21 protein-coding genes are annotated in these 23843 nt (G+C 72.2%); 11 read left to right on the forward strand and 10 right to left on the reverse strand.

Going from position 1 to position 23843, the window contains the following annotated elements; all coding sequences use genetic code 11:
- The first annotated feature begins 421 nt into the window (after positions 1–421).
- The gene (locus tag ACZ45T_RS11150; protein ID WP_468439760.1) at positions 422–604 is read left to right on the forward strand and encodes a hypothetical protein; all 183 of its coding nucleotides are present in this window, start codon (positions 422–424) and stop codon (positions 602–604) included.
- A 67-nt stretch (positions 605–671) separates the two neighbouring features.
- Here ACZ45T_RS11150 and ACZ45T_RS11155 read toward each other — a convergent pair whose 3' ends face one another.
- The 3 genes from ACZ45T_RS11155 to ACZ45T_RS11165 all read right to left on the reverse strand — a co-directional run bounded on the left by ACZ45T_RS11155 (position 672) and on the right by ACZ45T_RS11165 (position 3172).
- Entirely contained in the window at positions 672–1670 is a 999-nt protein-coding gene (locus tag ACZ45T_RS11155) for a polyprenyl synthetase family protein (RefSeq protein ID WP_468440040.1), read from the reverse strand.
- Positions 1671–1865: 195 nt separating this feature from the next.
- A complete protein-coding gene (locus ACZ45T_RS11160; RefSeq protein WP_468440042.1) occupies positions 1866–2324 on the reverse strand; it encodes an SAM-dependent methyltransferase in 459 nt (152 codons plus the stop codon).
- A gap of 68 nt (positions 2325–2392) precedes the next feature.
- On the reverse strand, positions 2393–3172 hold the full coding sequence (locus tag ACZ45T_RS11165) for a hypothetical protein (protein ID WP_468439762.1): 780 nt from the start codon (positions 3170–3172) through the stop codon (positions 2393–2395).
- Positions 3173–3307: 135 nt separating this feature from the next.
- On the opposite strand from ACZ45T_RS11165, the gene ACZ45T_RS11170 reads away from it, so the two are divergent.
- The gene (locus ACZ45T_RS11170; protein ID WP_468439764.1) at positions 3308–4222 is read left to right on the forward strand and encodes an oxygenase MpaB family protein; all 915 of its coding nucleotides are present in this window, start codon (positions 3308–3310) and stop codon (positions 4220–4222) included.
- 51 nt (positions 4223–4273) lie between these two features.
- Here ACZ45T_RS11170 and ACZ45T_RS11175 read toward each other — a convergent pair whose 3' ends face one another.
- Complete coding sequence (locus ACZ45T_RS11175) at positions 4274–4873, reverse strand: class I SAM-dependent methyltransferase (protein ID WP_468439766.1); 600 nt, start codon at positions 4871–4873, stop codon at positions 4274–4276.
- A gap of 177 nt (positions 4874–5050) precedes the next feature.
- Between ACZ45T_RS11175 and ACZ45T_RS11180 the strand changes: the two genes are divergently transcribed.
- The 7 genes from ACZ45T_RS11180 (at position 5051) to ACZ45T_RS11210 (ending at position 11652) form a co-directional block, all read left to right on the forward strand.
- Positions 5051–5833 (forward strand): MHYT domain-containing protein, encoded by a 783-nt coding sequence (locus ACZ45T_RS11180; protein WP_468440044.1) that lies wholly within the window; start codon positions 5051–5053, stop codon positions 5831–5833.
- A 133-nt stretch (positions 5834–5966) separates the two neighbouring features.
- Positions 5967–8576: a sensor histidine kinase gene (locus ACZ45T_RS11185; RefSeq protein WP_468439768.1), complete on the forward strand. Its 2610-nt coding sequence runs from the start codon at positions 5967–5969 to the stop codon at positions 8574–8576.
- Positions 8576–9019, forward strand: a complete 444-nt coding sequence (locus ACZ45T_RS11190; RefSeq protein ID WP_468439770.1) for a roadblock/LC7 domain-containing protein — start codon at positions 8576–8578, stop codon at positions 9017–9019. The genes ACZ45T_RS11185 and ACZ45T_RS11190 overlap by 1 nt, the downstream gene beginning before the upstream one ends.
- 17 nt (positions 9020–9036) lie before the next feature.
- Positions 9037–9417, forward strand: coding sequence for a DUF742 domain-containing protein (locus ACZ45T_RS11195; protein ID WP_030709100.1), 381 nt, complete (start codon positions 9037–9039; stop codon positions 9415–9417).
- Positions 9417–10067, forward strand: a complete 651-nt coding sequence (locus ACZ45T_RS11200; RefSeq protein WP_468439773.1) for a GTP-binding protein — start codon at positions 9417–9419, stop codon at positions 10065–10067. The genes ACZ45T_RS11195 and ACZ45T_RS11200 overlap by 1 nt, the downstream gene beginning before the upstream one ends.
- A 211-nt stretch (positions 10068–10278) precedes the next feature.
- On the forward strand, positions 10279–10677 hold the full coding sequence (locus ACZ45T_RS11205; protein WP_328924404.1) for a roadblock/LC7 domain-containing protein: 399 nt from the start codon (positions 10279–10281) through the stop codon (positions 10675–10677).
- A gap of 141 nt (positions 10678–10818) precedes the next feature.
- Positions 10819–11652, forward strand: coding sequence for a DUF6397 family protein (locus tag ACZ45T_RS11210; protein WP_468439775.1), 834 nt, complete (start codon positions 10819–10821; stop codon positions 11650–11652).
- Here the strand turns inward: ACZ45T_RS11210 and ACZ45T_RS11215 are convergent.
- Genes ACZ45T_RS11215 through ACZ45T_RS11225 form a run of 3 tightly spaced genes read right to left on the reverse strand, consistent with a single transcriptional unit; the run spans position 11616 to position 15550 of the window.
- Positions 11616–12017, reverse strand: coding sequence for a YchJ family protein (locus ACZ45T_RS11215; protein ID WP_468439777.1), 402 nt, complete (start codon positions 12015–12017; stop codon positions 11616–11618). The two genes, ACZ45T_RS11210 and ACZ45T_RS11215, sit on opposite strands and share 37 nt — an antisense overlap.
- Before the next feature lie 58 nt (positions 12018–12075).
- Positions 12076–12975, reverse strand: a complete 900-nt coding sequence (locus ACZ45T_RS11220; RefSeq protein ID WP_468439779.1) for an acyl-CoA thioesterase — start codon at positions 12973–12975, stop codon at positions 12076–12078.
- 52 nt (positions 12976–13027) lie between these two features.
- Positions 13028–15550: a DEAD/DEAH box helicase gene (locus ACZ45T_RS11225; protein ID WP_468439781.1), complete on the reverse strand. Its 2523-nt coding sequence runs from the start codon at positions 15548–15550 to the stop codon at positions 13028–13030.
- A 145-nt stretch (positions 15551–15695) separates the two neighbouring features.
- Between ACZ45T_RS11225 and ACZ45T_RS11230 the strand changes: the two genes are divergently transcribed.
- Positions 15696–16487: a metal-dependent hydrolase gene (locus tag ACZ45T_RS11230; protein ID WP_468439783.1), complete on the forward strand. Its 792-nt coding sequence runs from the start codon at positions 15696–15698 to the stop codon at positions 16485–16487.
- Between the two features lie 88 nt (positions 16488–16575).
- Here the strand turns inward: ACZ45T_RS11230 and ACZ45T_RS11235 are convergent, their stop codons facing one another.
- Entirely contained in the window at positions 16576–18225 is a 1650-nt protein-coding gene (locus ACZ45T_RS11235) for a hypothetical protein (protein WP_468439785.1), read from the reverse strand.
- Between the two features lie 226 nt (positions 18226–18451).
- Here ACZ45T_RS11235 and ACZ45T_RS11240 point away from each other — a divergent pair, with 226 nt between their 5' ends.
- Positions 18452–19990, forward strand: a complete 1539-nt coding sequence (locus tag ACZ45T_RS11240; RefSeq protein WP_468439787.1) for a carboxylesterase/lipase family protein — start codon at positions 18452–18454, stop codon at positions 19988–19990.
- A 96-nt stretch (positions 19991–20086) separates the two neighbouring features.
- Here ACZ45T_RS11240 and ACZ45T_RS11245 read toward each other — a convergent pair whose 3' ends face one another.
- On the reverse strand, positions 20087–21868 hold the full coding sequence (locus ACZ45T_RS11245) for an ABC transporter ATP-binding protein (RefSeq protein WP_468439789.1): 1782 nt from the start codon (positions 21866–21868) through the stop codon (positions 20087–20089).
- Positions 21865–23700 carry an ABC transporter transmembrane domain-containing protein gene (locus tag ACZ45T_RS11250; protein ID WP_468439791.1) on the reverse strand — a complete coding sequence of 612 codons (1836 nt, stop codon included), beginning with the start codon at positions 23698–23700 and terminating at the stop codon, positions 21865–21867. The genes ACZ45T_RS11245 and ACZ45T_RS11250 overlap by 4 nt, the downstream gene beginning before the upstream one ends.
- Positions 23701–23843 lie beyond the last annotated feature (143 nt).

Here is a 23843-nt window from a genome sequence, read left to right on the forward strand (position 1 = left end):
GCGAACCCGGCGGAGCACCGGAGCCTCCTCGTCAGCCCAGGCCGCGGCCAGTGCCGCCCCCGCGCGGGCCAGCGTCGTCCGGTCCGGCGTCCAGTCCTCCTCCAGAGCTGCCCGCGCGCGCCGTGGCGCGCCGCAGGTCGGGGGTGATCACGGCGAATTCCTCGAGCCTGCCGGTACCGGATCCGAGGGAGGGTGCCTCGCCGTCGGCTTGTCAGAGGCCGATCCGGCCGCTGCGGGCAGGAAGACGGCGGAGCAGTGGATGAGGCCGGAGATCTCGGAGGGCACGCGTTCCTCAACTCGACTACCGGGGGTACGGGGCCGCCGAGAGTACCCCACCGAACCCTTCCGACGTCGGGGAACGCACGGTCGCGGCGGCACGTTGAAGGGGGTAGTGGTCGACAACAAGAGGAGGTGTCCGCAGATGTCCACGAGCGGAAAGGTCGCGGTTGCCGGAGTCGTGGCAGCCATCGTGTTGTTCGCGACGGTGGGGTTCTGGGCGGGGCTGCTGGTCCTGATCGGTGTGCCGGCCGTCGCCTACCTCCTGCTGGACTCCTCCCAGCGACGTCGCCTGCGGGGTATGTCCAGGAAGCAGATCGGCCGCTGACGGCGGCCGGAGCGTGGCCACCCGGCGGGGTGGCCGGGCTCCGGTTGCGACACGGAGCCCGGCAGGGTCAGGCGGCGTCGACCGCGGCGGCCGGGGCGAGATGGGATTCGAGCAGCATCTGGGACGCGTGGTCCACGAGCTGTCGGAGCACCCGCACATAGGACTCGTCGCCGCCCAGTTGGCCCAGGATGCGGTGGGCCTCGGCGCGGAAGCCGTCGATCTCCGCGCGGTACCGGTCGAGGGCGGCGGGTGTCCGCAGGAGGCTCGCGAGTTCCGCTCTGGCCCGACGCGAGCGGCCGGCGGTGGCACACAGGCGCAGCATGTGGTCCCTGAAGTCGGGAGAGGCGTCCTCGATGACGGAGGCGAGGAGATACGTCACCGTGCCGTTGAGCAGGTCCTCGTCGCGACCGGAAAGAATGTCCTCCTGGTCGTTGAAAATCTGCCAAAGGATGCCGAATATGTAGCCGAATTCACGCCACAGCTCCACCTTTTCGGCCGTGGTGCCAGAGAAGATCGCTGCCATTGCTGTGATCATTCCGAACGGGGCACCGGATTTGCCGCGATACGTCTCGACCACCGATTTCCGCGAGGCGCTGCCTATGTCCCCGCGCATGTCGTCTATCTGGCCGTCCACGCCGATGATCCAGCCGTTCAGGATCTCGGATACCAGGGCGCTGCGCGCCGACTCCGGGAGTTTCTGCGACAGAATGATCTGAATGGGGAGGGCGTTTCCGGTGATGACGGAGGCGAGTAATGCCTCGTTCTCGCTGAGCTCGCCGGAGATGGACGCGCCGTTGGCGTCGGCCAGGTCGTCGAGGTAGCAGGCCGAGGTCCACCACAGCAGGTGTACGGCGGACAGCGGGATGGCAGGCCCTGGATTTCCCGTCTCGATGGCGTGCGTGAGCAGCGGCAACACCGAGAGGGGATGTCTCAGTTTGCGGTGCTCCAAGAGCTTGGCCACTGAGTTCCTGGTGGTGTCTGCCAGCGGGCCGAGTCGCTCCAGGGCGGTTTCGATCTCCGCGTCGATGTCCCGTGAGACTTCCCGGTGCAGGTCCAGGTAGGACATGGAATTCAAGAATGGCCTCCGTCGTGGTACTGGGCCGAAGGGGGCGAGGTGCGCACCCTTTGAGCCGCGTGACTGGCCGATTCGATCATTCCGGACGGAGGGGATCCAGAGCGATTTCGAGCCCCCATGGCCGATTCACTTCGATCATGGGGTTCGGTATCGGCGAGACCCGCACATCGGGCCCCGCCGAACCGCTCAGTAATAGTCGCGCATGAGGGTCGTCGCCCACTCCGGCTGGCGCAGCTCGCCGCGTGGCCCGAACTCGACCATGTACGGCTTCAGATCGAGGACGGGCGTGCCGTCCACCGCGTCGAGACCCTCCACATGGACGTCCAGGCCGTCCACCTTCACCACCCGGCACCGCGAGACGCCCAGCCGGTTCGGCCGGTTCTTGCCGCGCTGGGCGAAGATGCCGACCAGCGGCCAGTCCGGGTTGCCCCGGGGATGCCGCGCGCCCGTCTCGATCTTCTCCACCGGTACCCGGTCGAAGTGGTAGACCACCTCGACGTGCGAGAAGTCCTCCAGCCCGTACAGCGCCTCCGGGCCGAACCTGCGGCCGTCCAGGCGGATCACCGCCGACTCCCGGCCCCAGTCGTCGTCGGCCACTTCGGCGCGGCCGCCCACCACCACGCCCACCGGTTCGGATTCCACCATCATGTCTCCTTCGTGTCGCCGCCCGTGTCCCCGCCGGCGGGTGTCGCCGAGCGCGTCCCCGTGCGTCCTCAAGCCGGTCGCACCGCGACGCGGTCCAGCGCCGCCAGCAGTTCCGGCAGATCCGGATCCCCGTCGTGGGGGACCGTCAGCACCTCACTCGGCTCCTCGTCCAGCAGGACGAAGGCCGCCTCTCCGGTACGGGCCACCAGGGACCAGCCCGGCCCGTCCACCCGCAGCGTCCGGCTCCCCTCGCCGGCGAAGGAGGACCGCACCCGGCCGGGCGGCGGCGGGTTGCGCGTGTACCCCAGGGCCTCTTCCCGCGCCCGCGCGAGCCCGGGGTGCGCGGCGGCCGCCGCGCCACCGTCCGTGGCCACCCGCTCGCGCCAGTCGGCCCACTCCCGCGCGATCTGGTCCGCGCCCATCCGCCGCTGCACCGGCCCCCAGGCGTCCGCCGAGGGCGGCGCCAGCGGCACCCGGCCCGTGCCGTCCGCCCCCTGTTCGGGATCGTGCGGCTGCGGGATCCCCGCCGCGGCCACCGACAACTCCAGTGGCCAGCCCGCCAGGGAGACCACGATCGTCCGCTCGTCGGGGGACAGGTCGTATTCCATCCCGCAGTCCCAGGAGGCGATGGCCGCGGCCACGAGCGAGACGTCGTCCACGACGACCGTCCAGCGCGCGCCCTCCTCGTCCTGGCCGAGCACCAGCCCGTACCCGTCCCCGTTCGGCGCCACGCCCAGCAGGGAGCAGGCCTCGGGGAAGTCGTCGCCCAGGATGCTCGGGAACTGTGCGGGGGTCAGCAGCACGGCGGTCAGCACGTACAGCGAGCCGCCACCCTCGTCGTCGGACACCTGGCCTCCTGGTAGCTCTCTCGTCGGCGCACCTTAACCAGCGGGTAACCCGCCCGTCGAGAGCCTGCGGGTGACGATTTCCAAGCCCGCTACCTGCACGTAGAGTTGGGACCCCGCCACAGAAAGGTGCACCCGGTGCAGCGTTACGACCGGCTGAGGGAAATCCTCCGTCTCGACCCCGACAAGGACTTCCTCGCCATCTACCGGCTCACCGCCACCTACGAGTTTCCCTGGGACTTCACCCGCGCCCTGGAGCTGGCCCTGTTCCGGACCTATGCCGTCCCGAGCATCGGGGGCCTGCTGGCCGAGACCGCCGAGTTCACCGACCGGTCCCAGAAGCGCTACGACGACACCGCGCTGCTCCTCGACGCGGTCGTCGAGCACGGCTTCGAGAGCGACACCGCCCGCACGGCGATCCGCCGCGTCAACCAGATGCACCGCAGCTACGACATCTCCAACGATGACATGCGCTACGTCCTGTGCACTTTCGTGGTGATTCCCGCGCGCTGGCTGGACGCCTACGGCTGGCGCCCGCTGACCCACCACGAGCGCCGGGCCTGCGCGAACTACTACGCCACCCTCGGCCGCCACATGGGCATCTCGGACATCCCGGGCTCCTACGAGGAGTTCGAAGCCACCCTCGACGCCTACGAGGAGGCCCACTTCGGCTGGGACGAGGGCGGCCGGAACGTCGCCGACGCCACCCTCGACCTGATGGCCTCCTGGTACCCGGCCCCGCTCGCCCCCGCCGTGCGCCGCGCGAGCCTCGCCCTCCTCGACGAGTCGCTGCTGGGCGCCTTCCGGTACGGGGCCCCGCGCCCCCGCGTCCAGCGCCTGGTCCAGGGCGCCCTGCGGCTGCGCGGGCGCGCGGTGCGTCTGCTGCCGCCGCGCAAGGCCCCGCACTACGCCCGCCAGAACCCGGAGATCAAGGGCTACCGCGGTGGCTACGACGTGGGCGAGCTCGGCACGTTCCCCGCGCCGGGCGCGAGCGGCTGCCCCGTTCCGCATCCCCGCCGGCCCGCCGGAGCCGAGGCGCAGCCTCCGGCCTGATCCCGGGCGCCTGCGCGGCTCCCGGGCGCGGGGCCGACGTACGGCGTTGTGTCACTGGTGACGTACGGCCAGCGCCAGGAAGCGGTGGTCCTCGTCGGCGTACGAGGTCATGTCCCAGCCCGAACCGGCCAGCAGCAGGCCGAGGTTGTGCTCGGCGCGCATGTCCTCGGCGGTCAGCTCGCGGCGGTGGCGCGCGGCGAGTGCCGCTCGCCCGATCGGGTGAAAGAGTGCGAGCCGGCCGCCGGGGCGGACCACCCGGGCCAGTTCGCGCAGGTTCGCCCCCGGGTCGGGCAGGTGGGCGATGAGCCCGGCCGCGAACACCGCGTCCAGCACCTCGTCGCGCAGCGGCAGCCGGGCCACGTCGGCGAGCAGCAGGGCCCCGTCGGCGCCCCGCCCGGCCTGCTGCGCGGCGGCGAGCATCTGCGGGGTGAGGTCCGCGCCGAGCACGAGCCCCGCGGGGCCGACGGCGGCCCGCAGTGCGGTCAGGGCGCGACCGGTGCCGCAGCCCGCGTCGAGCACGCGGTCCCCGGGCCGCAGCCCGAACTCGGCCACGGCGGCGGCGAAGGCAGGCCCGTCCTCGGGGAACTTCCGGTCCCAGCCGACGGCGCGCGCCCCGAAGAACTCCTGCACGTGTGTGTGGTCTTCGCTCATGCGCCCATGATCCCCCACCGGCGCACGCCGGGGTGTCTGCGGACCGTGCGCAAGGTGGCACGCGGTGTGATCGAAGATGAACGTAGCTCTGTCATATTCCAGCAGTTCCAGCGGCTTTCGAAATGCGCCCCCTGTTCGCGCCCTCACCCGGACTAGCGTCCGGTGGCCATGGGACACCTGGGACATCTGGACCACGCCGCCTACGGGTGGCTGACACCCGTGCTGTCATACGTGATGGCATCGATCGGCGCCGCCCTCGGGCTGCGCTGCACCGTCCGCGCGCTCGCCGCGACCGGAACCTCCCGCCGCAACTGGCTCCTCACCGCGGCCTCCGCCATCGGCACCGGCATCTGGACGATGCACTTCGTCGCGATGCTCGGCTTCGAGGTCACCGGCACCGAGATCCACTACAACGTGCCGCTCACCATCCTCAGCCTGCTCGTCGCCATGCTCGTCGTCGGCGCCGGAGTCTTCGCCGTCGGCTACGGCAAGGACCGCGGCCGGTCCCTCGTACTGGGCGGCCTCACCACCGGACTCGGCGTCGCCAGCATGCACTACCTGGGCATGGCGGCCCTGCGCCTGCACGGTGACGTCACCTACGAGCCCCTCACCGTCGGGCTCTCCGTCGCCATCGCCGTCGTCGCGGCCACCGCGGCCCTGTGGGCCGCGCTCAACATCAAGTCACCGGTGGCCGTCGCCGTCGCCTCGCTCGTCATGGGCGCCGCCGTCAGCAGCATGCACTACACCGGGATGATGGCCGTCGCCGTCGGCGTGAGCCCCTCGGACACGCCCCTGCCCGGCGCCACGGCCATGCAGTTCATCTTCCCGCTCGCCGTCGGACTGGGCTCGTACCTGTTCATCACCGCCGCCTTCGTCGCCCTCTCCCCGACGGCGGACGAGCGAGCCGCCTCCGCTTCCGCCGCCCAGCACCTGGGGGAACACCCGGTGGTCGCCCACTGAGCGGGCCGAACCCGCAGCACCGCGCGCCGCACGGCACCGCACCATCCGCGCGCACGACCGAGCACCGCACCGCACCGCACGACCGCGCACCGCACCGCCGCACCTGTAGGTACCAGCCCGGATCGAGGAGCCCATGCGAACACCCCGCAGGAAACCGGAAGCAGCGGCGCCGCGGCTGCCCGCGCCCCCGGCACGCGGACGCCGGGCCCACGCCGGACCGCCGGCCGAGGAACCGGCGGCGCACCAGCCCCACCACCCCTACCAGCCCCACCCGTCGCTCCTGGCCGCTTCGCGCGACCGCGGCCCCCGGCTGCGGCTGCGCCCCGCCACCGTCCGCGCGAAGATCGTCTCGCTGCTGATGGTCCCGGTCGTCTCGCTCCTCGCCCTCTGGGCCTTCGCCACCGTCAGCACCACTCAGGACATAGCCCGGCTCAGCCGCGCCCACCAGGTCGACGCCGAGATACGCACCCCCGTCGCCGCCGCCGTCACCGAGCTCCAGGCCGAACGACGCGCCGCCGTCCGCCTCCTCGCCGACCCCGCCGCCGACCCGGGCGCCCTCGACCAGCAGGCCCGCCGCACCGACACCGCCGTCCGGCGGCTGCGCCTCGGCGACCGCCACACCCTCGCCGACTCCGGCGACTACCGCCCCGACACCGTGGTCCGCCTGAGCGCGTTCGTCGCCGCCGCCGAAGCCCTGGGCCCGGCCCGCAAGGACATCACCGACCGCCGCGCCACCGCCGAGGCGGCCTACGCGATCTACACCGGGGTCGTCGACTCCGCCCTCGCCGTGGGCGGCTCCCTGACCGGCGGCGAGGACGCCGAACTCGGCCCCGACGCCCGCGTCCTGCTCGAATTCGCCCGCGCCGCGGAACTGCTGTCCCGTGAGGACGCGCTGCTCGCCGTACCGGGCCCGCGCAGCGCCGAAACGCTTCGGCAGCTGACCGGCGCCATCGAGACCCGCCGCGCGCTCACCGACAGCGCGGCCCGCGACCTCCCCGCCGCCCAGCAGGCCGCCTGGCAGTCCGTGGCCAAGAGCGCCGCCTACGCCGACCTCACCGGCGCCGAGGACCGGGCGCTGGCCGCCGGTACCGCCCGCGAGAGCCGCGGGGCGCCCGCCGGATGGGAAGCCGCCCACACCGGCATCGGCGCCTCCATGCGGGAGATCGAACAGGCCGCGCACGCCGCGGCCGCCGACCGGGCCGACCCGGTCACCGAGGGCGCGCTCAGCCCGGCCGGAGCCGCCGTGGTGCTGGGCCTGGCAGCCGTCGCCGCCTCGCTCGTCATCTCCGTCCGGATCGGCCGCGCCCTGGTCGTGGAACTCGTCTCGCTGCGCAACACCGCCCTGGAGATCGCCCACCGCAAACTCCCGCAGGCCATGGAGCGCCTGCGCGCTGGCCAGGACATCGACGTCACCGCCGAGACCCCGCCCGGGCCTCCCGCGGACGACGAGATCACGCAGGTCGGCGAGGCGCTCGGCACCGTCCACCGGGCCGCGCTCAGCGCCGCGGTCGAGCGGGCGGAACTCGCCAGCGGGGTCTCCGGCGTCTTCGTCAACCTCGCCCGCCGCAGCCAGGTCCTCGTGCACAAGCAGCTCACCCTGCTCGACTCGATGGAACGGCGTACCGACGACCCGAACGAGCTCGGGGACCTCTTCCGCCTCGACCACCTGACCACCCGGATGCGCCGGCACGCGGAAAGCCTGATCATCCTGTCGGGCGCCGCCCCGGGCCGGGCCTGGCGGATGCCGGTCCCCCTCACGAACGTCGTACGGGCCGCCGTCTCCGAGATCGAGGACTACCCGCGGGTCGAGGTGCGCCAGCTCGCCGAGGCGGCCGTGACCGGCGGCGCCGTCGCCGACCTCACCCACCTGCTCGCCGAACTCATCGAGAACGCCACACAGTTCTCCCCGCCGCACACCAAGGTCCGGGTCAGCGGCGAACCCGTCGGAGCCGGCTACGTCCTGGAGGTCGAGGACCGCGGTCTCGGGATGGGCCGCGAATCCCTGAGCGACGCCAACCGGCGCATCGAGCAGTCCGAGGCGCTCGACCTCTTCGACAGCGACCGGCTCGGGCTCTTCGTGGTCAGCCGCCTCTCGGCCCGCCACGGAGTGAAGGTGCACCTGCGCACGTCTCCCTACGGCGGCACCACGGCGGTGGTGCTCCTGCCGAACTCCATGCTCCAGGGCGCCATCACGGTAGGCACCCCTCGCCCCGAGCCCGAACCGGGCGCTGTCCCGGAGCCCCCCGCCCCGGCCCCGGGCCCGGGCTCTTCCCCGAGCCCTTCGCAGGGCCCTTTCCCGGTCTCGAAGCCGGTCGCGAAGGCGGAGCAGCCGCCCGCCGTGACCGTCGTACGGGAGGACGCGCGCGCCTCGGCCGTACGAGAGGACCCGCGCGGCCTCCCGGCCGCCGACCGGACCCCCGCACCCGAGGAACCGCGCCCGGCCCCGGTGGCCTCGCTGCGGTCGCGCGCTCCCGGTCCCGGCGGCGCGGGGGCCCGTACCCAGGCGGCCGCGGTCCCCGCCGCCTCGGTGACGGAACTGCCGCGCCGGGTGCGCCAGGCCAGCCTCGTCCCGCAGCTCCGGGAGGCGCCCGCCCCGAAGGCCCCGGCCGGCGCCCGCCTCCCCGAGGACCTGCCGGGCCGCAGCCCGGAGCAGGCCCGGGACCGGATGGCGGCCTACCGGGCCGGCTGGGTCCGCGGCGCCCAGGAGAACTCCCCTCACGCAGGCAGCGAAGGAGAAGTGTGATGATCGAACATCAGAGGGTCGACCTCGACGGCGTCCGCAGGTCCGGCGAACTGGACTGGCTGCTGGACGACCTGGTGCTCCGGGTCCGCGAGGTCCGGCACGCGGTGGTCCTCTCCAACGACGGGCTGGCGGTCGGCGCCTCCAGCGCGCTCAGTCGGGAGGACGCCGAGCATCTGGCGGCGGTGGCATCGGGCTTCCACAGCCTGGCCAAGGGCGCGGGCCGGCACTTCCACGCCGGGGGCGTGCGCCAGACGATGGTCGAGATGGACGAGGGCTTCCTCTTCGTCGCGGCAGCCGGAGACGGCTCCTGTCTGGCCGTGCTCAGCGCCGCCAGCGCCGACATCGGGCTGATCGCCTATGAGATGGCCCGGCTGGTGAAGCGGGTCGGCGAGCACCTCTACACCCCGCCCCGGTTCGCGGCGCGGCCGCCGGCCGCCGGCTGAGGGCGGCGGTCCGGTACATGAACGGCCAGTGGTACGACGCCGACGCGGGCCCGCTCGTCCGTCCGTACGCCATGACGGGCGGGCGTACGAAGCCCGGACCCCACGGGGTCCGTTTCGACCTGATCGCGCTGGTCGTGGTGGACCCGGAGGGCACGGACGAAGCTGCCGAGTCGCTGCTCGGCCCCGAACACCGGGCGCTGCTCGGACTCTGCCGGTCCGAGACCCAGTCGGTGGCGGAACTCGCCGCCGACGCCGACCTGCCCGTGGGGGTGGTGCGGGTGCTCCTCGGGGACCTGTTGGAGGGCGGGCACGTCAAGGTCAGCCGTCCGGTGCCGCCCGCACAACTGCCGGACGAGCGGATTCTGCGTGAAGTCATCGAGGGATTGCGAGCGTTGTGATGGGACTGCATGACGACGGGTCGGCTCCGGACGTGGATCCCGGTTCCGGGGAGGACACCGAACTGGCCGCGCTCGCGCTGAAGATCCTCGTGGCGGGCGGCTTCGGGGTCGGCAAGACCACGCTGGTGGGCGCGGTGAGCGAGATCCGGCCGCTGCGGACGGAGGAACTGCTCAGCGAGGCGGGCGAACTGGTCGACGACACGGGCGGTGTGGACCAGAAGACGACCACGACCGTGGCGATGGACTTCGGGCGGATCACCATCCGGTCCGGGCTGTCCCTGTACCTGTTCGGCACGCCGGGGCAGGACCGGTTCTGGTTCCTGTGGGACGAGCTGTCGCAGGGGGCGCTCGGCGCGGTGGTGCTCGCCGACACGCGGCGGCTGGAGGACTGCTTTCCGGCGGTGGACTACTTCGAGCACCGGCGCATCCCGTTCGTGGTGGCCGTCAACTGTTTCACGGACGCGCGGCGGTACGGGGCGCACGACGTCTCGCGGGCGCTGGACCTGGACCAGGGGACGCCGGTGGTGCTGTGCGACGCGCGGGACAAGGACTCGGGGAAGGAAGTGCTGATCAGGCTGGTCGAGTACGCCGGGCGCGTGCACACCGCCCGGCTGCTGGACTCGGTGGAGCCGCAGGCCGATTCCGTGTGAACCGGCCGGGCCCGCGGGGGTGGGTCAGTGCGTCACGCGCCTTCCGGTGCGCGTGGCGTGCGGGACGAATGCCCCCCATTCCTCTTGAGTCATCTTCTCCGCCATGGGGACATCCTCCTTGCCGGAAAGGCGCTGGTGGGGAAGGCTTGCGGGACGAGTACGCGGGGTGGGGCGCGGCCAGGCAGGCGGCGTCAACGGGGAGGGGCTGGGAATGGCACTGGACAAGCAACTGGACTGGCTGCTGGACGACCTGACGCGCAGAGTCCAGCAGGTCAGGCACGCGGTGGTGCTGTCCAACGACGGCCTGGTGACGGGTGCGAGCGCGGGTCTGGCGCGGGAGGACGCGGAGCACCTGGCGGCCGTCGCGGCCGGTCTGCAGAGCCTGGCGAAGGGGTCGGGGCGGCACTTCAGGGCCGGGGAGGTCCGGCAGACGATGGTCGAGTACGACGAGGGGGTGCTCTTCGTCATGGCGGCGGGCGCGGGCAGTTGCCTGTGCGTGCTGAGCGCCTCCGAGGCCGACATCGGCCAGGTCGCGTACGAGATGACGCTGCTGGTCAACCGGGTGGGCGAGCATCTCGGGGTCGCTGAGCGGCGCATCACCGGCGGCTGAGTCCGCCGGCGGTGGTCGGGGGCGAGGGGTCGGGCGGGGGCCGGGGGGCGTCCGCAAAGTTGTCCACAGGCCTCGCGAGCTGTCGTCACGTCGAGTTACGGTCTTCACACAGAGTAATCATCGCTCGTGGGGGAGACCGTAATGATGCAGATGGAGACCGCGCTGCGGGACGACATGGTCGTGCGCGCGGACGTCGACGGGTACGCGGACGCGGACGCCTTGGTGGGCAGCGTGCAGGCCGCCGGGGAACTGGGACTGAGCCGGAGCGGGTTCGCCAGGGCCGTCCAGCTGGGGATCGTGCGGATCGGGCCGCCCACGGCCGGCGGGGCCGCGCGCTACACGCGGGCCGAGCTGGAGCGGGTCCGGTCGGCCGCGGGCTGCCCCGACGCGCTCCGCGAGAGGGTCGAGACAGTGGCCGGAGCGGAGGCGGCGGCCGAGGTTCTGGGCGTCGTCCCGAGCCGGTTCACCCGCCTCGCGCGCTGCGGGCACCTCGCCCCGGTCGGCTACCGGATCAACCGCTACCGGGCCGTGGTGTGGCTCTATCTGGCCGCGGAGCTACGGGGATTCGCCGCGCGGGAGCCGGGGATGCTGCGCGGCATCGCGCCCCCGGCGGACCGTGAGCTGATGGCGGCCAAGGCGGATCTGCGCCCGCGGAAGTGGCGGGGACGGCACATCGGGCTGCTGCTGAGACGGACCGCCGACCCATGGGAGCGCGCGGCGGTACTGGCCTCCGTACTCCCGGACGACGAGCTGCGGGAGGCCGTGCCCGATCCGGCGGAGCGGATCGTCCTGGCCGCGCTGGCCCCGCCCCCGCCGTACGGGCATCCGCAGGTCCCGGCGGCCGCGGCGGTGGCGCTGCGGCTGCTGAAGGCCGGTCCGCCGGAGGAGGTCCACTGGTACCGCACCAGCCTGGACTTCGCCCTGACGGGGGCGCGCGGTCAGTCGAAGTCGACGGGGGAGAGGGGGCCGACGTAGACCCAGGCCCCGGCCTCGCGGGAGAAGCTGCTGTGCTCGTGCAGTGAGCCGGCGTGCCGGCCCTCGCGGTAGTGGGCGCGGAACTCCACCGAGCCCTCCGTCTCGAACATCCCGCCGCGCTCGGTGGCGAGGATCTCCAGCCGCTCCCAGCGCTGCCCCGGATCCAGGTCGAGGTGGGCCGGGCGGGTTGAGGAGTGCCAGGAGCGCATCAGGTAGGCGGTGTCGCCGACGGCGAAGGCGCTGAAGCGGGAGCGCATCAGCAGCTCGGCGGTGGGTGCCTGCTGGGCACCGGAGTGGAAGCGGCCGCAGCACTCCGGGTAGGCGGCGGGCAGCCCGCAGGGGCAGGGGAGGGCGGGGGTGGCCATGGGTGTGCTCAGTTCTTCGGGACGGGCTCGGACTGCTGGGACGACTCGGATGCCCGGCCTACTCGGCCGGTTGGGCCGACCGCGGCGGCTTGGCGGCGTACGGACGGAAGAGGCCCTCCTGGACCACGGAGACCAGCAGCCTGCCCTCCAGGTCGTAGATGCGACCTCGGGCCAGGCCCCGGCCGCCGTGCGCGATGGGCGACTCCTGGTCGTACAGGAACCACTCGTCGGCGCGGAACGGGCGGTGGAACCACATGGCGTGGTCCAGCGAGGCCATGTCGAAACCGCGCATGCCCCACAGGGGTTCGACGGGGATGCGCACGGCATCGAGGAGGGTCATGTCACTGGCGTAGGTGAGGGCGCAGGTGTGCACGAGCGGGTCGTCGCCCAGCGGCCCGACCGCGCGCATCCACACCGCGCTGCGGGGATCGGCGCCCTTGAGCTCCTCGGGGGTCCAGCGGAGCCGGTTCACGTACCGGATGTCGAAGGCCTGGCGGCGAGCCATGCGCTCCAGCGCCTCCGGCAGTGCCCCGAGGTGCTCGCGGATCTCGTCCGCGACCTTGGGGAGCGTGTCCGGGTGAGGGACGTGGTGAGGAGGCAGCTGATGCTCGATGCTGCCCTCCTCCGGATGATGGAAGGAGGCGGTGAGATTGAAGATCGTCTTGCCCTGCTGGACCGCGGTGACCCGGCGCGTGGTGAAGGACCGCCCGTCGCGCACCCGCTCCACCTGGTACACGATCGGCACCCCGGGGATGCCGGGGCGCAGGAAGTACGCGTGCAGCGAGTGGACCGGGCGGTCGCTCTCGACGGTGCGGCCCGCGGCCACCAGTGCCTGGCCGGCGACCTGGCCGCCGAAGACCCGCTGGAGGGACTCCTGCGGGCTGGCGCCACGGAAGATGTTCACCTCGATCTGCTCCAGATCGAGCAGATCGACCAGTCTCTCGGCGGGGTTCGTCATCAGAGGATCTCCACTGTCGGGTCCGGGCGGTCCGGCGGGATGCCGGAGCGGGTCAGAGGGCGCCGAGCTCGCCGACCGAGGTGACCCGGATGACGGCCCGGCCCTCCTCGTCGGAGGCCGCGAGGTCGACCTCGGCGCTGATGCCCCAGCCATGGTCCCCGTTGGGGTCGGCGAAGGTCTGGCGGACGCGCCACAGGCCGTGCGCCGGGTCCTCCTCGATCTGGAGCAGCTTCGGGCCGCGCGCGTCGGGGCCGGTGCCCAGGTCGTCGTACTCGTCCCAGTACCCGTCCATGGCCTCGCCCCAGGCGTCGGCGTCCCAGCCGGACTCGGCGTCCAGCTCGCCCAGCACGTTGACGTGGTCGAGGGCGGCCAGCTCCACCCGGCGGAACATGGCGTTGCGGACCAGGACGCGGAAGGCGCGGGAGTTCGCGGTGACCGGCTTGACCTGGTCGGCCTTCTCCTGGGCCTGCTCCGCCGTCTCCACCTCCGGGTTCGCCAGCTGCTCCCACTCGTCCAGCAGGCTGGAGTCGACCTGGCGGACCAGTTCGCCGAGCCATTCGATCAGGTCCTGGAGGTCCTCGGACTTGAGGTCGTCGGGGATGGTGTGGTCCAGCGCCTTGAACGCACTCGCCAGGTAGCGCAGCACGATGCCCTCGGTGCGGGCCAGCTCGTAGAAGGAGGTGAACTCCGTGAAGGTCATCGCGCGTTCGTACATGTCGCGGATGATCGACTTCGGGGAGACCGGGTGGTCACGCACCCACGGGTGGCTCTTGGCGTACACGTCGTAGGCGTGGAAGAGCAGCTCTTCCAGCGGCTTGGGATAGGTGACGTCCTGGAGACGCTCCATCCGCTCCTCGTACTCGATGCCGTCGGCCTTCATCTGGCCGACCTGGATGCCCCGTTCCTTGTTCTGCTGGGCGGCCAGGATCTGGCGCGGGTCGTCCAGCGTGGACTCCACGACGGACACCATGTCCAGCGCGTAGGAGGGGGACTCCGGGTCGAGCAGGTCGAAGGAGGCCAGCGCGAAGGTGGACAGCGGCTGGTTGAGCGCGAAGTCCTGCTGGAGGTCGACGGTGAGCCGGATGGTGCGGCCCTCGGCGTCCGGGGTGTCGAGCTTCTCGACCACACCGCCGTCCAGCAGCGAGCGGTAGATCGCGATGGCCCGGCGGATGTGCCGCAACTGCGCCTTGCGGGGCTCGTGGTTGTCCTCGAGGAGGTGGCGCATCGCCTGGAAGGCATCGCCGGGCCGGGCGATGACCGACAGCAGCATGATGTTGGTGACCTTGAAGCGCGAGGTCAGGGCCTCCGGGTCGGCGGCGATGAGCTTCTCGAAGGTGGTGTCCGACCAGGCGACGAAGCCCTCGGGGGCCTTCTTGCGGACCACCTTGCGGCGCTTCTTCGGGTCGTCGCCCGCCTTCGCGAGAGCCTTCTCGTTCTCGATGACGTGCTCGGGCGCCTGCGCGACCACATAGCCCGCCGTGTCGAAGCCGGCCCGGCCGGCGCGGCCGGCGATCTGGTGGAACTCGCGGGCGCGCAGCGTGCGGACCCGGTTGCCGTCGTACTTGGTGAGAGCGGTGAACAGCACCGTGCGGATCGGGACGTTGACACCGACCCCGAGCGTGTCGGTACCGCAGATCACCTTGAGCAGACCGGCCTGCGCGAGCTTCTCGACCAGGCGCCGGTACTTGGGCAGCATGCCGGCGTGGTGCACGCCGATGCCGTGCCGGACGTAGCGGGAGAGGTTCTGGCCGAACTTGGTGGTGAAGCGGAAGTTGCCGATGAGGTCGGCGATCTTGTCCTTCTCCTCGCGCGTGCACATGTTGATGCTCATGAGCGACTGCGCCCGCTCGACCGCCTGGGCCTGGGTGAAGTGCACGATGTAGACGGGCGCCTGCCGCGTCTCCAGCAGCTCGGTGATCGTGTCGGTGATCGGCGTGGTGACGTACTCGTACGACAGCGGGACGGGCCGGGTCGCGGAGCGGACCATCGTGGTGGGCCGGCCGGTGCGCCGGGTCAGGTCCTCCTCGAACCGCTTCATGTCGCCGAGGGTCGCGGACATCAGGATGAACTGCGCCTGCGGCAGCTCCAGCAGCGGGATCTGCCAGGCCCAGCCGCGGTCCGGCTCGGCATAGAAGTGGAACTCGTCCATCACGACCTGGCCGATGTCGGCGTGCTTGCCGTCGCGCAGGGCGATGGAGGCCAGTACCTCGGCGGTGCAGCAGATCACCGGGGCGTCCGCGTTCACGGAGGCGTCGCCGGTCAGCATCCCGACGTTCTCGGTGCCGAAGAGCTTGCACAGGTCGAAGAACTTCTCCGACACCAGCGCCTTGATGGGGGCGGTGTAGAAGGTGACCTTGTCCTGGGCCAGGGCGGTGAAGTGCGCGCCGGCCGCGACCAGGCTCTTGCCGGAACCGGTCGGGGTGGAAAGGATCACGTTCGCCCCGGAGACGACCTCGATCAGCGCCTCCTCCTGAGCCGGGTACAGGGTGATGCCCTGGTCCTCCGCCCACGAGGAGAAAGCCTCGAAGAGGGCGTCGGGGTCGGCGTTCGGCGGGAGCTGATCAATGAGGGTCACACCCCCCATCTTGCCTGGCTTCCCCCCGGATCAGGGAACCGGCGGACGGAAGGAAGATCATCGACGGTACGCTGTGCCGTCGATGAGGCCCGAACGAAACCGTCGACCGGGCCCGACCACAGACCAACCGGGGCGGGGAACGACCATGATGGGTCCGGCGCACTCACTGTCCGGGGCTGCGGCCTGGCTGGGGGTGGGCGCGGCGACCGCGGCCGCCGGGCACCCGATGCCGTGGCCGGTCCTCGTCGTCGGCGCGCTGATCTGCGCCGGGGCGGCCCTCGCCCCCGACCTCGACCACAAGTCGGCGACGATCTCGCGCGCCTTCGGCCCGCTCTCCAGAGGCCTGTGCGAGGTGGTCGACAAGATCTCCTACGCGGTCTACAAGAGCACCCGCTCCAAGAAGGACGCCCGCCGCACCGGCGGCCACCGCACCCTGACGCACACCTGGCTCTGGGCCGTCCTGATCGGCGGCGGCGCCTCCGCGATCGCGGTCACCGCCGACCGCTGGGGAGTCCTCGCGCTGCTCTTCGTGCACCTGGTGCTGGCCGTCGAAGGCCTGCTGTGGCGGGCCGCCCGGATGTCCAGCGACGTCCTGGTGTGGCTGCTCGGCGCCACCAGCGCCTGGATCCTGGCCGGGGTGCTCGACCAGCCCGGCAACGGAGCGAACTGGCTGTTCACCGGACCGGGCCAGGAGTACCTCTGGCTCGGCCTGCCGATCGTGCTCGGCGCGCTGGTCCACGACATCGGCGACGCGCTGACCGTCTCCGGCTGCCCGGTCCTGTGGCCCCTCCCGATCGCCGGCAAGCGCTGGTACCCGATCGGCCCGCCGAAGATGATGCGCTTCCGGGCCGGCAGCTGGGTGGAGCTCAAGGTCCTCATGCCGGTGTTCATCCTGCTGGGCGGCTTCGGCGGCGCTTCGGCCCTCGGATTCATCTAGGCCCTGTCGGCCGGAGCCCCGGGAGCGGGACCACTGGGGTCCGCTCCCGGGGCTCCGTGCCTGCGGGTCCTGCCGGTGGGTGCGGGCGTCAGTTCTTGGCGTAGAAGCCGAAGGTGTCGACGAGCAGGTCCGTGGGCTGGTAGCTCATGTTCCAGAAGTCGATCACGTTGTTCACGCCGGAGCTCGCCTGGACCAGGTTCGGTACGGTCTTGCCCGGGGTCCAGTTGAGGTTGGAGGAGTTGGGCGGGGTCGGCCAGGTCTCCCAGCCGCCCTCGTAGGCGCTCCACGAGTTCGGGTCCGGGGAGACCGTCAGGAAGCCGGTGCCTGCGGTGTTGGTGACGGTGGCGTTGGTGATGAGCGCGGTGACGTTCGGGTCGCCGCCGCCGACCCGGCCGTAGATGTAGGAGCGGCCGTCGAGCGGGCCGTCCCACTCGCGGGTGTCGAACCAGCGCTGCGGGACAGTGCGGATCAGCGCGCTCTCGCTCTCGGGGCTGTAGTAGCCGACGACGTCGGCGACCACGTGAGCCCCGCCTCCGGCGCCGTTGCGGACACTGATCTTGCCGTCGGGGCCGATCGGGACGATGACGGAGTTGGCGACGGTCTGGCCCGCGGTGAAGTTCAGGTTCGACGCGGTCGGGGCCGAGCCGCCGGAGGGGTAGACGGTCAGGTGGCCGTCCGCCTTGGGCTCGGTGACGGTCACGTTGAGCGCGACGGCCTTCGCGCTCGCCGGGACGCCCGCGCGGCCGGTGACCTGGGTGCTGAAGTTGCCGTAGCCCGGGACCTGGCCCTTGCCCGCGCCGAGGCCCTCGCGGGTGTCGACGATACGGCTCGGGGTGACCGAGCTGTAGCCGCTGGCAGCGGTCTTGGAGAAGTAGCCGGTGACGTCGGCGATGACGTCGATCGCGCCGTCGCCGTGGTTGTAGATGTTCACGTAGCCGTTCCCGCCGACCGACGCGATCACCATGTTCGGGACGGTCTGCCCCGGGGCGTAGTTGACGTTCGAGGTGGTGGGCAGCTCGCCGCCGTCGGCGTACACGCGGACGTGTCCGCCCTTGGCGGGGTTGGTGACCGTGACGTTCAGGGCCACGGCGGTCACGCCGGCCGGGATCTGCGCGGCCCCGGAGACCTTGACGCGGGCGGTCCCGTAGGCGGGCACCTTGGCCTTGCCCGCGCCGATGCCCTCGCGGGTGTCCAGCAGCCGGGTCGGGGCGTGCGGGGTGAACTCGTTGCCCGCGGTCCGGACGACGATCTCGTTGGTGCCACGGACGGTCGTGCCTTCGAGCAGGCTGACCTTGATGGTGTAGACGCCGGCCTTGGCGTACGTGTGGTCCAGGGTCTGGACGGGCGGGTAGGCCGGCGTGGACGACGTCTGGCCGTCGCCCCACTCGATGACCGAGCTGATCGATTCGTCCGGCCCGGTGGTGAACGTCATGGCCAGCTGGATCGCGTGGGCGCTGGTGGCCTCGGCCTGAAGATCGACCGTCGGCTCGGCGGAGGCGGCGCCCTCGGCCTGCGGAGCGGTCTGCTTGCTGCCCTTGGCGGCCGGGTGGACCGTCTTGGAGGCAGGGCTGCTGAAGGTCTCGGCCTTGTACGCCTTGGCCTTGGCCTCGGTCAGGTCGAGGTCGGGAACGGACACCCCCGGACCGTTCGTCCCCTTGGGTCCGTCCTGGCCCGCCGCGTCGGCGACGCCCGGGACGAGACCGACACCGGCCGCGATGATTGCGGCGGTGGAAAGCATGAGTCGGCGATTACGCACCGGCCCCCCCATTTTCTTTTTTGAACGTGATCAGGTTTGAAGCTTACTCAGGGTACATACGTGCGATCTTTCCCGCGAGGGCTTTGGTCGCCGGGTTCGCTTCGCTTCGCTGCCTGATCGTGCCGGGCCCGCCCTAAATGACTGGCGCGCGTCATTGCGGCAGCGGGATGATCCCGGAACGTCCAGGCCGCCCAGTGAAAGAGCTGTGATGACCGTTTCCGCGTCCGAGCCGTCCGGATTCCAGCCCGAGGTCCGCGCCGCCGGCGGGGCGCTGCGCGGCAGCCACGAGGCGGGTGTTGCCGTCTTCCGCGGCATCCCGTTCGCCGAGCCGCCGGTCGGGCCGCTGCGTTTCGCCGCGCCGCGGCCGGTACGGGGGTGGGAGGGGGTGCGGCCGACGGCCTCGTACGGCCCGCCGCCCCCTCAGGGCGGCCATTTCGGCATGGACGCGCTGGCGCGGGTCGCGGCGGGCGACGACTGGCTGACGGTCAACGTCTGGTCGCCCCAGCCGAGCCCGGGCGCGGGGCTGCCGGTGATGGTGTGGATCCAGGGCGGCGCCTACTCGATCGGCATGTCCGGTCTTCCCGAATACGACGGCGGCCGCCTGGCGCGCGACGGCGGTGTCGTCGTGGTGACCTTCAACTACCGTGTGGGCCTGGAGGGTTTCGGGTACATCGAGGGGGCGCCCGCCAACCGGGGCCTGCTGGACCAGGTCGCCGCCCTGGAGTGGGTGCGCGACAACATCCGGGCCTTCGGCGGTGACCCCGACCGCGTCACGGTCTTCGGTCAGTCGGCGGGCGCCGGATCGGTCGCCGCGCTGCTGGCGATGCCGCGTGCGGCCGGGCTCTTCGGCCGGGCCGTGGCGCAGAGCGTGCAGGGCACGTTCTTCTCACCGGAGCTCGCCGCCGACATCGCCGCTGCCTGCGCCGCCGAACTGGGGCTGCGGCCCACGGTGGCCGACCTGTCCGGGGTGGACCCCGTCCGGCTGTCCGCCGCCGGTGATGCCGTCGGCGCCAAGATGGACCAGTGGGCGGATCGCTGGGGTCCGGTCGCGCACCGGGCGATCCCGTTCTCGCCGGTCGTCGACGGTGACGCCCTGCCGGTCACGCCGTGGCAGGCCCTGGCCGACGGCGCCGGCCGGGACATCGAACTCCTCGTCGGTCACACCCGCGACGAAACGCGGCTGCTCGCCGCGCTCGACGGACTGCTCGGCCAGGTCACACCGGAGCAGGCGGAGAACGCCCTGCAGGTCTTCGGCCCCGACCAGGACGCCGCACGCCGCTACCGTGACGCCTTTCCCGGCGCGGGCCCGGACGAGCTGTATGAGCTGGTCAACTCGGACTGGCTGTTCCGCATGCCGTCCCTCCACCTCGCCCGGGCCCAGACGGCCGGCGGCGGCCGTGCCCACGTCTACGAGCTGACCTGGTCCGCCCCGGGCATGGGCGGCGCCCTCGGTGCCTGCCACGGCCTCGACGTGCCGCTGGTCTTCGGCAACCTGGACCGCGGCCAGCCCGCCGTGCTGATCGGCGAACACCCGTTCCCGGAGGCGGAAGAGCTGTCCGCCCGCATGCGGGCCGCGTGGACGGCGTTCGCCACCCACGGCGACCCCGGCTGGCCCGCGTACGACACGGGGCAGCGCCTCGTGCGGCTCTTCGACACCCGGCCGGCCCTCGCTGCCTACCCGGAGGAGGCCTCCCGCCTGATCTGGCAGGAGCACACCTTCCCCGCCCTGCGGTTGCTCGGTCGCTAGTGCTGTGGCCGGCAAGCCACAACGGGCTGGCCGGGCGTTCTTCGCGGCCCGCGAAGAACGCCCGGCCAGGACCTGGACCACCGTCGGCGGCCGTCGTCACCCGTGCCAGGACCGCCACAGGGCCGCGTACGCCCCGTCGGCCGCGACCAGCTCGTCGTGCGAGCCGAGTTCGCTGATCCGGCCGCCTTCGACCACCGCGATCACGTCCGCGTCGTGCGCGGTGTGCAGCCGGTGGGCGATCGCGATGACGGTGCGGCCGTCCAGGACCCGGGCCAGCGAACGCTCCAAGTGCCGCGCCGCACGCGGGTCCAGCAGCGAGGTGGCCTCGTCCAGCACCAGCGTGTGCGGATCCGCCAGCACCAGCCGGGCCAGCGCGATCTGCTGCGCCTGCGCCGGGGTCAGCGCCGTGGCACCGGAACCGACCTCGGTGTCCAGACCGGCCTCCATGGCCCGCGCCCAGCCGTCGGCGTCCACCGCGCCCAGCGCCGCCCACAGCTCGGCGTCCCCGGCGCCCGTCCGCGCGAGGCGGAGGTTGTCCCGCAGCGAGCCGACGAAGACGTGGTGCTCCTGGTTGACCAGCGCCACGTGCTCGCGCACCCGCTCCGCCGGCATCCGCGACAGCCGCGCCCCGCCCAGGGTGACCTCGCCGCTCCGGGGCGCGTAGATGCCCGCGAGCAGCCGCCCCAGGGTGGACTTGCCCGCGCCCGAGGGGCCGACGAGCGCCATCCGGGTGCCCGGCGGCACGGACATCGACACCTGGTGCAGGACGTCGACGCCCTCCCGGTAGCCGAAGTGGACCTCGTCCGCGCGGACGTCGCGGCCCTCGGGCGCCACCTTCGCGTCCCCGGCGTCCGGCGCGATCTCCCGTACGCCCACCAGCCGGGCCAGCGAGACCTGGGCGATCTGCAGCTCGTCGTACCAGCGCAGGATGAGACCGATCGGGTCGACCATCATCTGGGCCAGCAGCGCGCCCGTGGTCAGCTGCCCCACCGACATCCAGCCGCGCAGCACGCAGTAGCCGCCGATCATCAGCACCGAGCCGAGGATCGTCACGTAGGTGACGTTGATGACGGGGAAGAGGACCGTCCGCAGGAACAGCGTGTACCGCTCCCAGGCCGTCCACTCCTTGATCCGCCGCTCCGACAGCGTGATCCGGTCCGGTCCGAGGCGGTGCGACTCGACCGTGCGGCCCGCGTCCACCGTCTCGGTGAGCACGGCCGCGACCGCCGCGTACCCGGCCGCCTCCGAGCGGTACGCCGACGGCGCCCGCTTGAAGTACCAGCCGTAGCCGATCACCAGCACCGGCAGCGCCACCAGCGCGGCCAGCGCCAGCGGCGGCGCGGTCACCGCGAGCGCCCCGAAGAGCAGCGACACCCACACCACGCCGATGGCCAGTTGCGGCACGGCCTCGCGCATCGCGTTGGCCAGCCGGTCGATGTCGGTGGTGATCCGCGACAGCAGGTCACCCGTACCGGCCCGCTCCAGTACGCCCGGCGGCAGGCCCACCGACCGCACCAGGAAGTCCTCACGCAGATCGGCCAGCATCTCCTCGCCGAGCATCGCCCCCCGCAGCCGGACCTGCCGGACGAAGAACGTCTGGACGGCGAGCGCCAGCGCGAACAGCAGCGCCACGCGCTCCAGATGGAGTTCGCGCGCCCCCTGCGCGAGCTGGTCCACGACCCGGCCCAGCAGGTACGGGCCGGCCATGGAGGCGATCACCGCGATCGCGTTGACGCCCACCAGTACCCCGAAGGCCCGCCGGTGGCGCCGGAACAGGCCGCGCACATAGCCCCGTACGGTCTCCGACGTGCCCACGGGCAGGGTCGCGGCCGACTCGGGGGCCGCCGGATCGTACTCCGGTGGCGCCACGCCGATCATGCGGATTCCTCGATCTCTGTGAGTGTTTCTGCCAGCTCTGTCAGTTCCACGTGTGCGAGTCGCTGTTCTTCCTCGGTCTCGCGGGTGACGACCGCCCGGTAGCGCGGTTCGCCGTGCAGCAGCTCGCGGTGCGTACCGATCGCCGCCACCGTGCCCTCGTCGATGAGGACGACCCGGTCGGCGCGGTCCAGCAGCAGCGGCGAGGACGCCAGCACCACCGTGGTGCGCCCGGCGCGCAGGGCCGCCACGCCGTCCGCGATCCGCGCCTCGGTGTGCGAGTCGACGGCCGAGGTCGGCTCGTCGAGCACCAGCACCTCCGGGTCGGTGACCAGGGACCGGGCCAGCGCGAGGCGCTGGCGCTGCCCGCCGGACAGCGACCGGCCGCGCTCGGTGATCCGCGCGTCCATCGGGTCCAGGACCCCGTCCGGGGCCGACTGCAGCAGTGCGTCCAGCACGTCCGCGCACTGGGCCGCGCCCAGCGCCGCAGCGGGCTCGACCGCTCCGGAGGCCGGTACGTCGAACAGGGCCCGCAGCGTTCCCGACAGCAGCACCGGATCCTTGTCCTGTACGAGGACCAGCGTGCGCGCGGTGTCCAGTTCGAGCTCGTCCAGCGCCACCCCGCCGAGGAGCACCGACGGCCCGTCGTTCCCCGCGTCGTCGTCCATGGGATGGCCGCCGAGGCGTTCCGCGAGCCGGCCCGCCAGGTCCGGGTCCCCGCACACGACGGCGGTGAACCGGCCCGCGGGGGCCAGCAGCCCGGTCTGCGGGTCGTACAGGTCCCCGCCTGCGGCCGGCGGCTTCGGCGGCCCGGCGTGCGCGGGCCGCTCGGCGGCGTCCGTCCGGGCCAGCGACAGCACGCGGGCGGCCCGCTTGGCGGAGGGACGCGAGAAGGAGTAGGCCATCGCGATCTCCTCGAAGTGCCGCAGCGGGTAGAGCAGTGTCGCCACCGCGCTGAACGCCGCGACGAGTTCGCCGACCGCGATGCGGCCGTCCACCACGAGCGTGGCGCCGTACCAGACCACCGTGATCAGCAGCGCCCCCGGCAGCAGCACCTGGATCGCGGAGATCAGCGCCCACATGCGGGCACTGCGCACGGCGGCCTTGCGGACTTCCTGCGAAGCCTCGCGGTAGCGCCCGAGGAACAGCTCCTCACCGCCGATGCCCCGCAGGACCCGCAGGCCCGCCACGGTGTCCGAGGCCAGCTCGGTGGCCTTGCCCGCCTTCTCCCGCTGGATGTCGGCGCGCTTGGTGGCGCGCGGCAGCAACGGCAGCGCGGCCAGGGCGACCAGCGGCACGCCGACCGAGACGACCACGCCGAGCTCGGGCGCGTAGAACAGCAGACCGACGCAGACCAGCACGATGGCGAAGACGGCGGCGAGGAAGCGGGAGACCGCCTCGACGAACCAGCCGATCTTCTCCACGTCACCGGTGGAGACCGCGACCACCTCGCCGGCCGCGACCCGCCGGGTCAGTGCGGAGCCGAGTTCGGCGGTCTTGCGCGCGAGGAGCTGCTGCACCCGTGCGGCGGCGGTGATCCAGTTGGTGACGGCCGTGCGGTGGAGCATGGCGTCACCCACCGAGATGGCGACGCCGATCAGGACGAGCAGCGCGCCGACGAGGAGCAGCCGGTCGGAGTCGCGGTCGATGGCGGCGTCGACGCCCAGGCCCACCGCGTACGGCAGCCCGGCGATGCCGGAGAAGTGCAGCATCCCCCAGCACAGGCTCTTGAACTGTCCGCCGAGTTGGCCTCGGCCCAGCCAGAGGAGGAAACGAGGGCCGGAGCGAGCGTCGGGTACCCCTGGATCCGGATACGGAAGATCGCTGATCTGCATGACGCCCCATGACTGGTCGAGTGGTCCAAACCGTGCAAGGTTCGCCTTCCGGACCGGCCCCGGGCAATCGATTTTCCCTGGACAACGGCCCGCCGCAGTGGGGTTTGCGGATCTCGCCCGTGACCGAGTGCCTGGTCAGACGG

This window comes from Streptomyces sp. NPDC030995, assembly GCF_055571215.1.

What these genes read in the sequence shown, in the direction of transcription:
- ACZ45T_RS11250 (WP_468439791.1), bottom strand. Translation starts at nt 23,700, where the DNA reads ATGCAGATCAGCGATCTTCCGTATCCGGATCCAGGGGTACCCGACGCT.
- ACZ45T_RS11175 (WP_468439766.1), bottom strand. Translation starts at nt 4,873, where the DNA reads ATGAGCGAAGACCACACACACGTGCAGGAGTTCTTCGGGGCGCGCGCC.
- ACZ45T_RS11155 (WP_468440040.1), bottom strand. Translation starts at nt 1,670, where the DNA reads ATGTCCTACCTGGACCTGCACCGGGAAGTCTCACGGGACATCGACGCG.
- ACZ45T_RS11185 (WP_468439768.1), top strand. Translation starts at nt 5,967, where the DNA reads ATGCGAACACCCCGCAGGAAACCGGAAGCAGCGGCGCCGCGGCTGCCC.
- ACZ45T_RS11190 (WP_468439770.1), top strand. Translation starts at nt 8,576, where the DNA reads ATGATCGAACATCAGAGGGTCGACCTCGACGGCGTCCGCAGGTCCGGC.
- ACZ45T_RS11230 (WP_468439783.1), top strand. Translation starts at nt 15,696, where the DNA reads ATGATGGGTCCGGCGCACTCACTGTCCGGGGCTGCGGCCTGGCTGGGG.
- ACZ45T_RS11235 (WP_468439785.1), bottom strand. Translation starts at nt 18,225, where the DNA reads ATGCTTTCCACCGCCGCAATCATCGCGGCCGGTGTCGGTCTCGTCCCG.
- ACZ45T_RS11215 (WP_468439777.1), bottom strand. Translation starts at nt 12,017, where the DNA reads ATGGCCACCCCCGCCCTCCCCTGCCCCTGCGGGCTGCCCGCCGCCTAC.
- ACZ45T_RS11160 (WP_468440042.1), bottom strand. Translation starts at nt 2,324, where the DNA reads ATGGTGGAATCCGAACCGGTGGGCGTGGTGGTGGGCGGCCGCGCCGAA.
- ACZ45T_RS11200 (WP_468439773.1), top strand. Translation starts at nt 9,417, where the DNA reads ATGGGACTGCATGACGACGGGTCGGCTCCGGACGTGGATCCCGGTTCC.
- ACZ45T_RS11245 (WP_468439789.1), bottom strand. Translation starts at nt 21,868, where the DNA reads ATGATCGGCGTGGCGCCACCGGAGTACGATCCGGCGGCCCCCGAGTCG.
- ACZ45T_RS11210 (WP_468439775.1), top strand. Translation starts at nt 10,819, where the DNA reads ATGATGCAGATGGAGACCGCGCTGCGGGACGACATGGTCGTGCGCGCG.
- ACZ45T_RS11240 (WP_468439787.1), top strand. Translation starts at nt 18,452, where the DNA reads ATGACCGTTTCCGCGTCCGAGCCGTCCGGATTCCAGCCCGAGGTCCGC.
- ACZ45T_RS11205 (WP_328924404.1), top strand. Translation starts at nt 10,279, where the DNA reads ATGGCACTGGACAAGCAACTGGACTGGCTGCTGGACGACCTGACGCGC.
- ACZ45T_RS11220 (WP_468439779.1), bottom strand. Translation starts at nt 12,975, where the DNA reads ATGACGAACCCCGCCGAGAGACTGGTCGATCTGCTCGATCTGGAGCAG.
- ACZ45T_RS11195 (WP_030709100.1), top strand. Translation starts at nt 9,037, where the DNA reads ATGAACGGCCAGTGGTACGACGCCGACGCGGGCCCGCTCGTCCGTCCG.
- ACZ45T_RS11150 (WP_468439760.1), top strand. Translation starts at nt 422, where the DNA reads ATGTCCACGAGCGGAAAGGTCGCGGTTGCCGGAGTCGTGGCAGCCATC.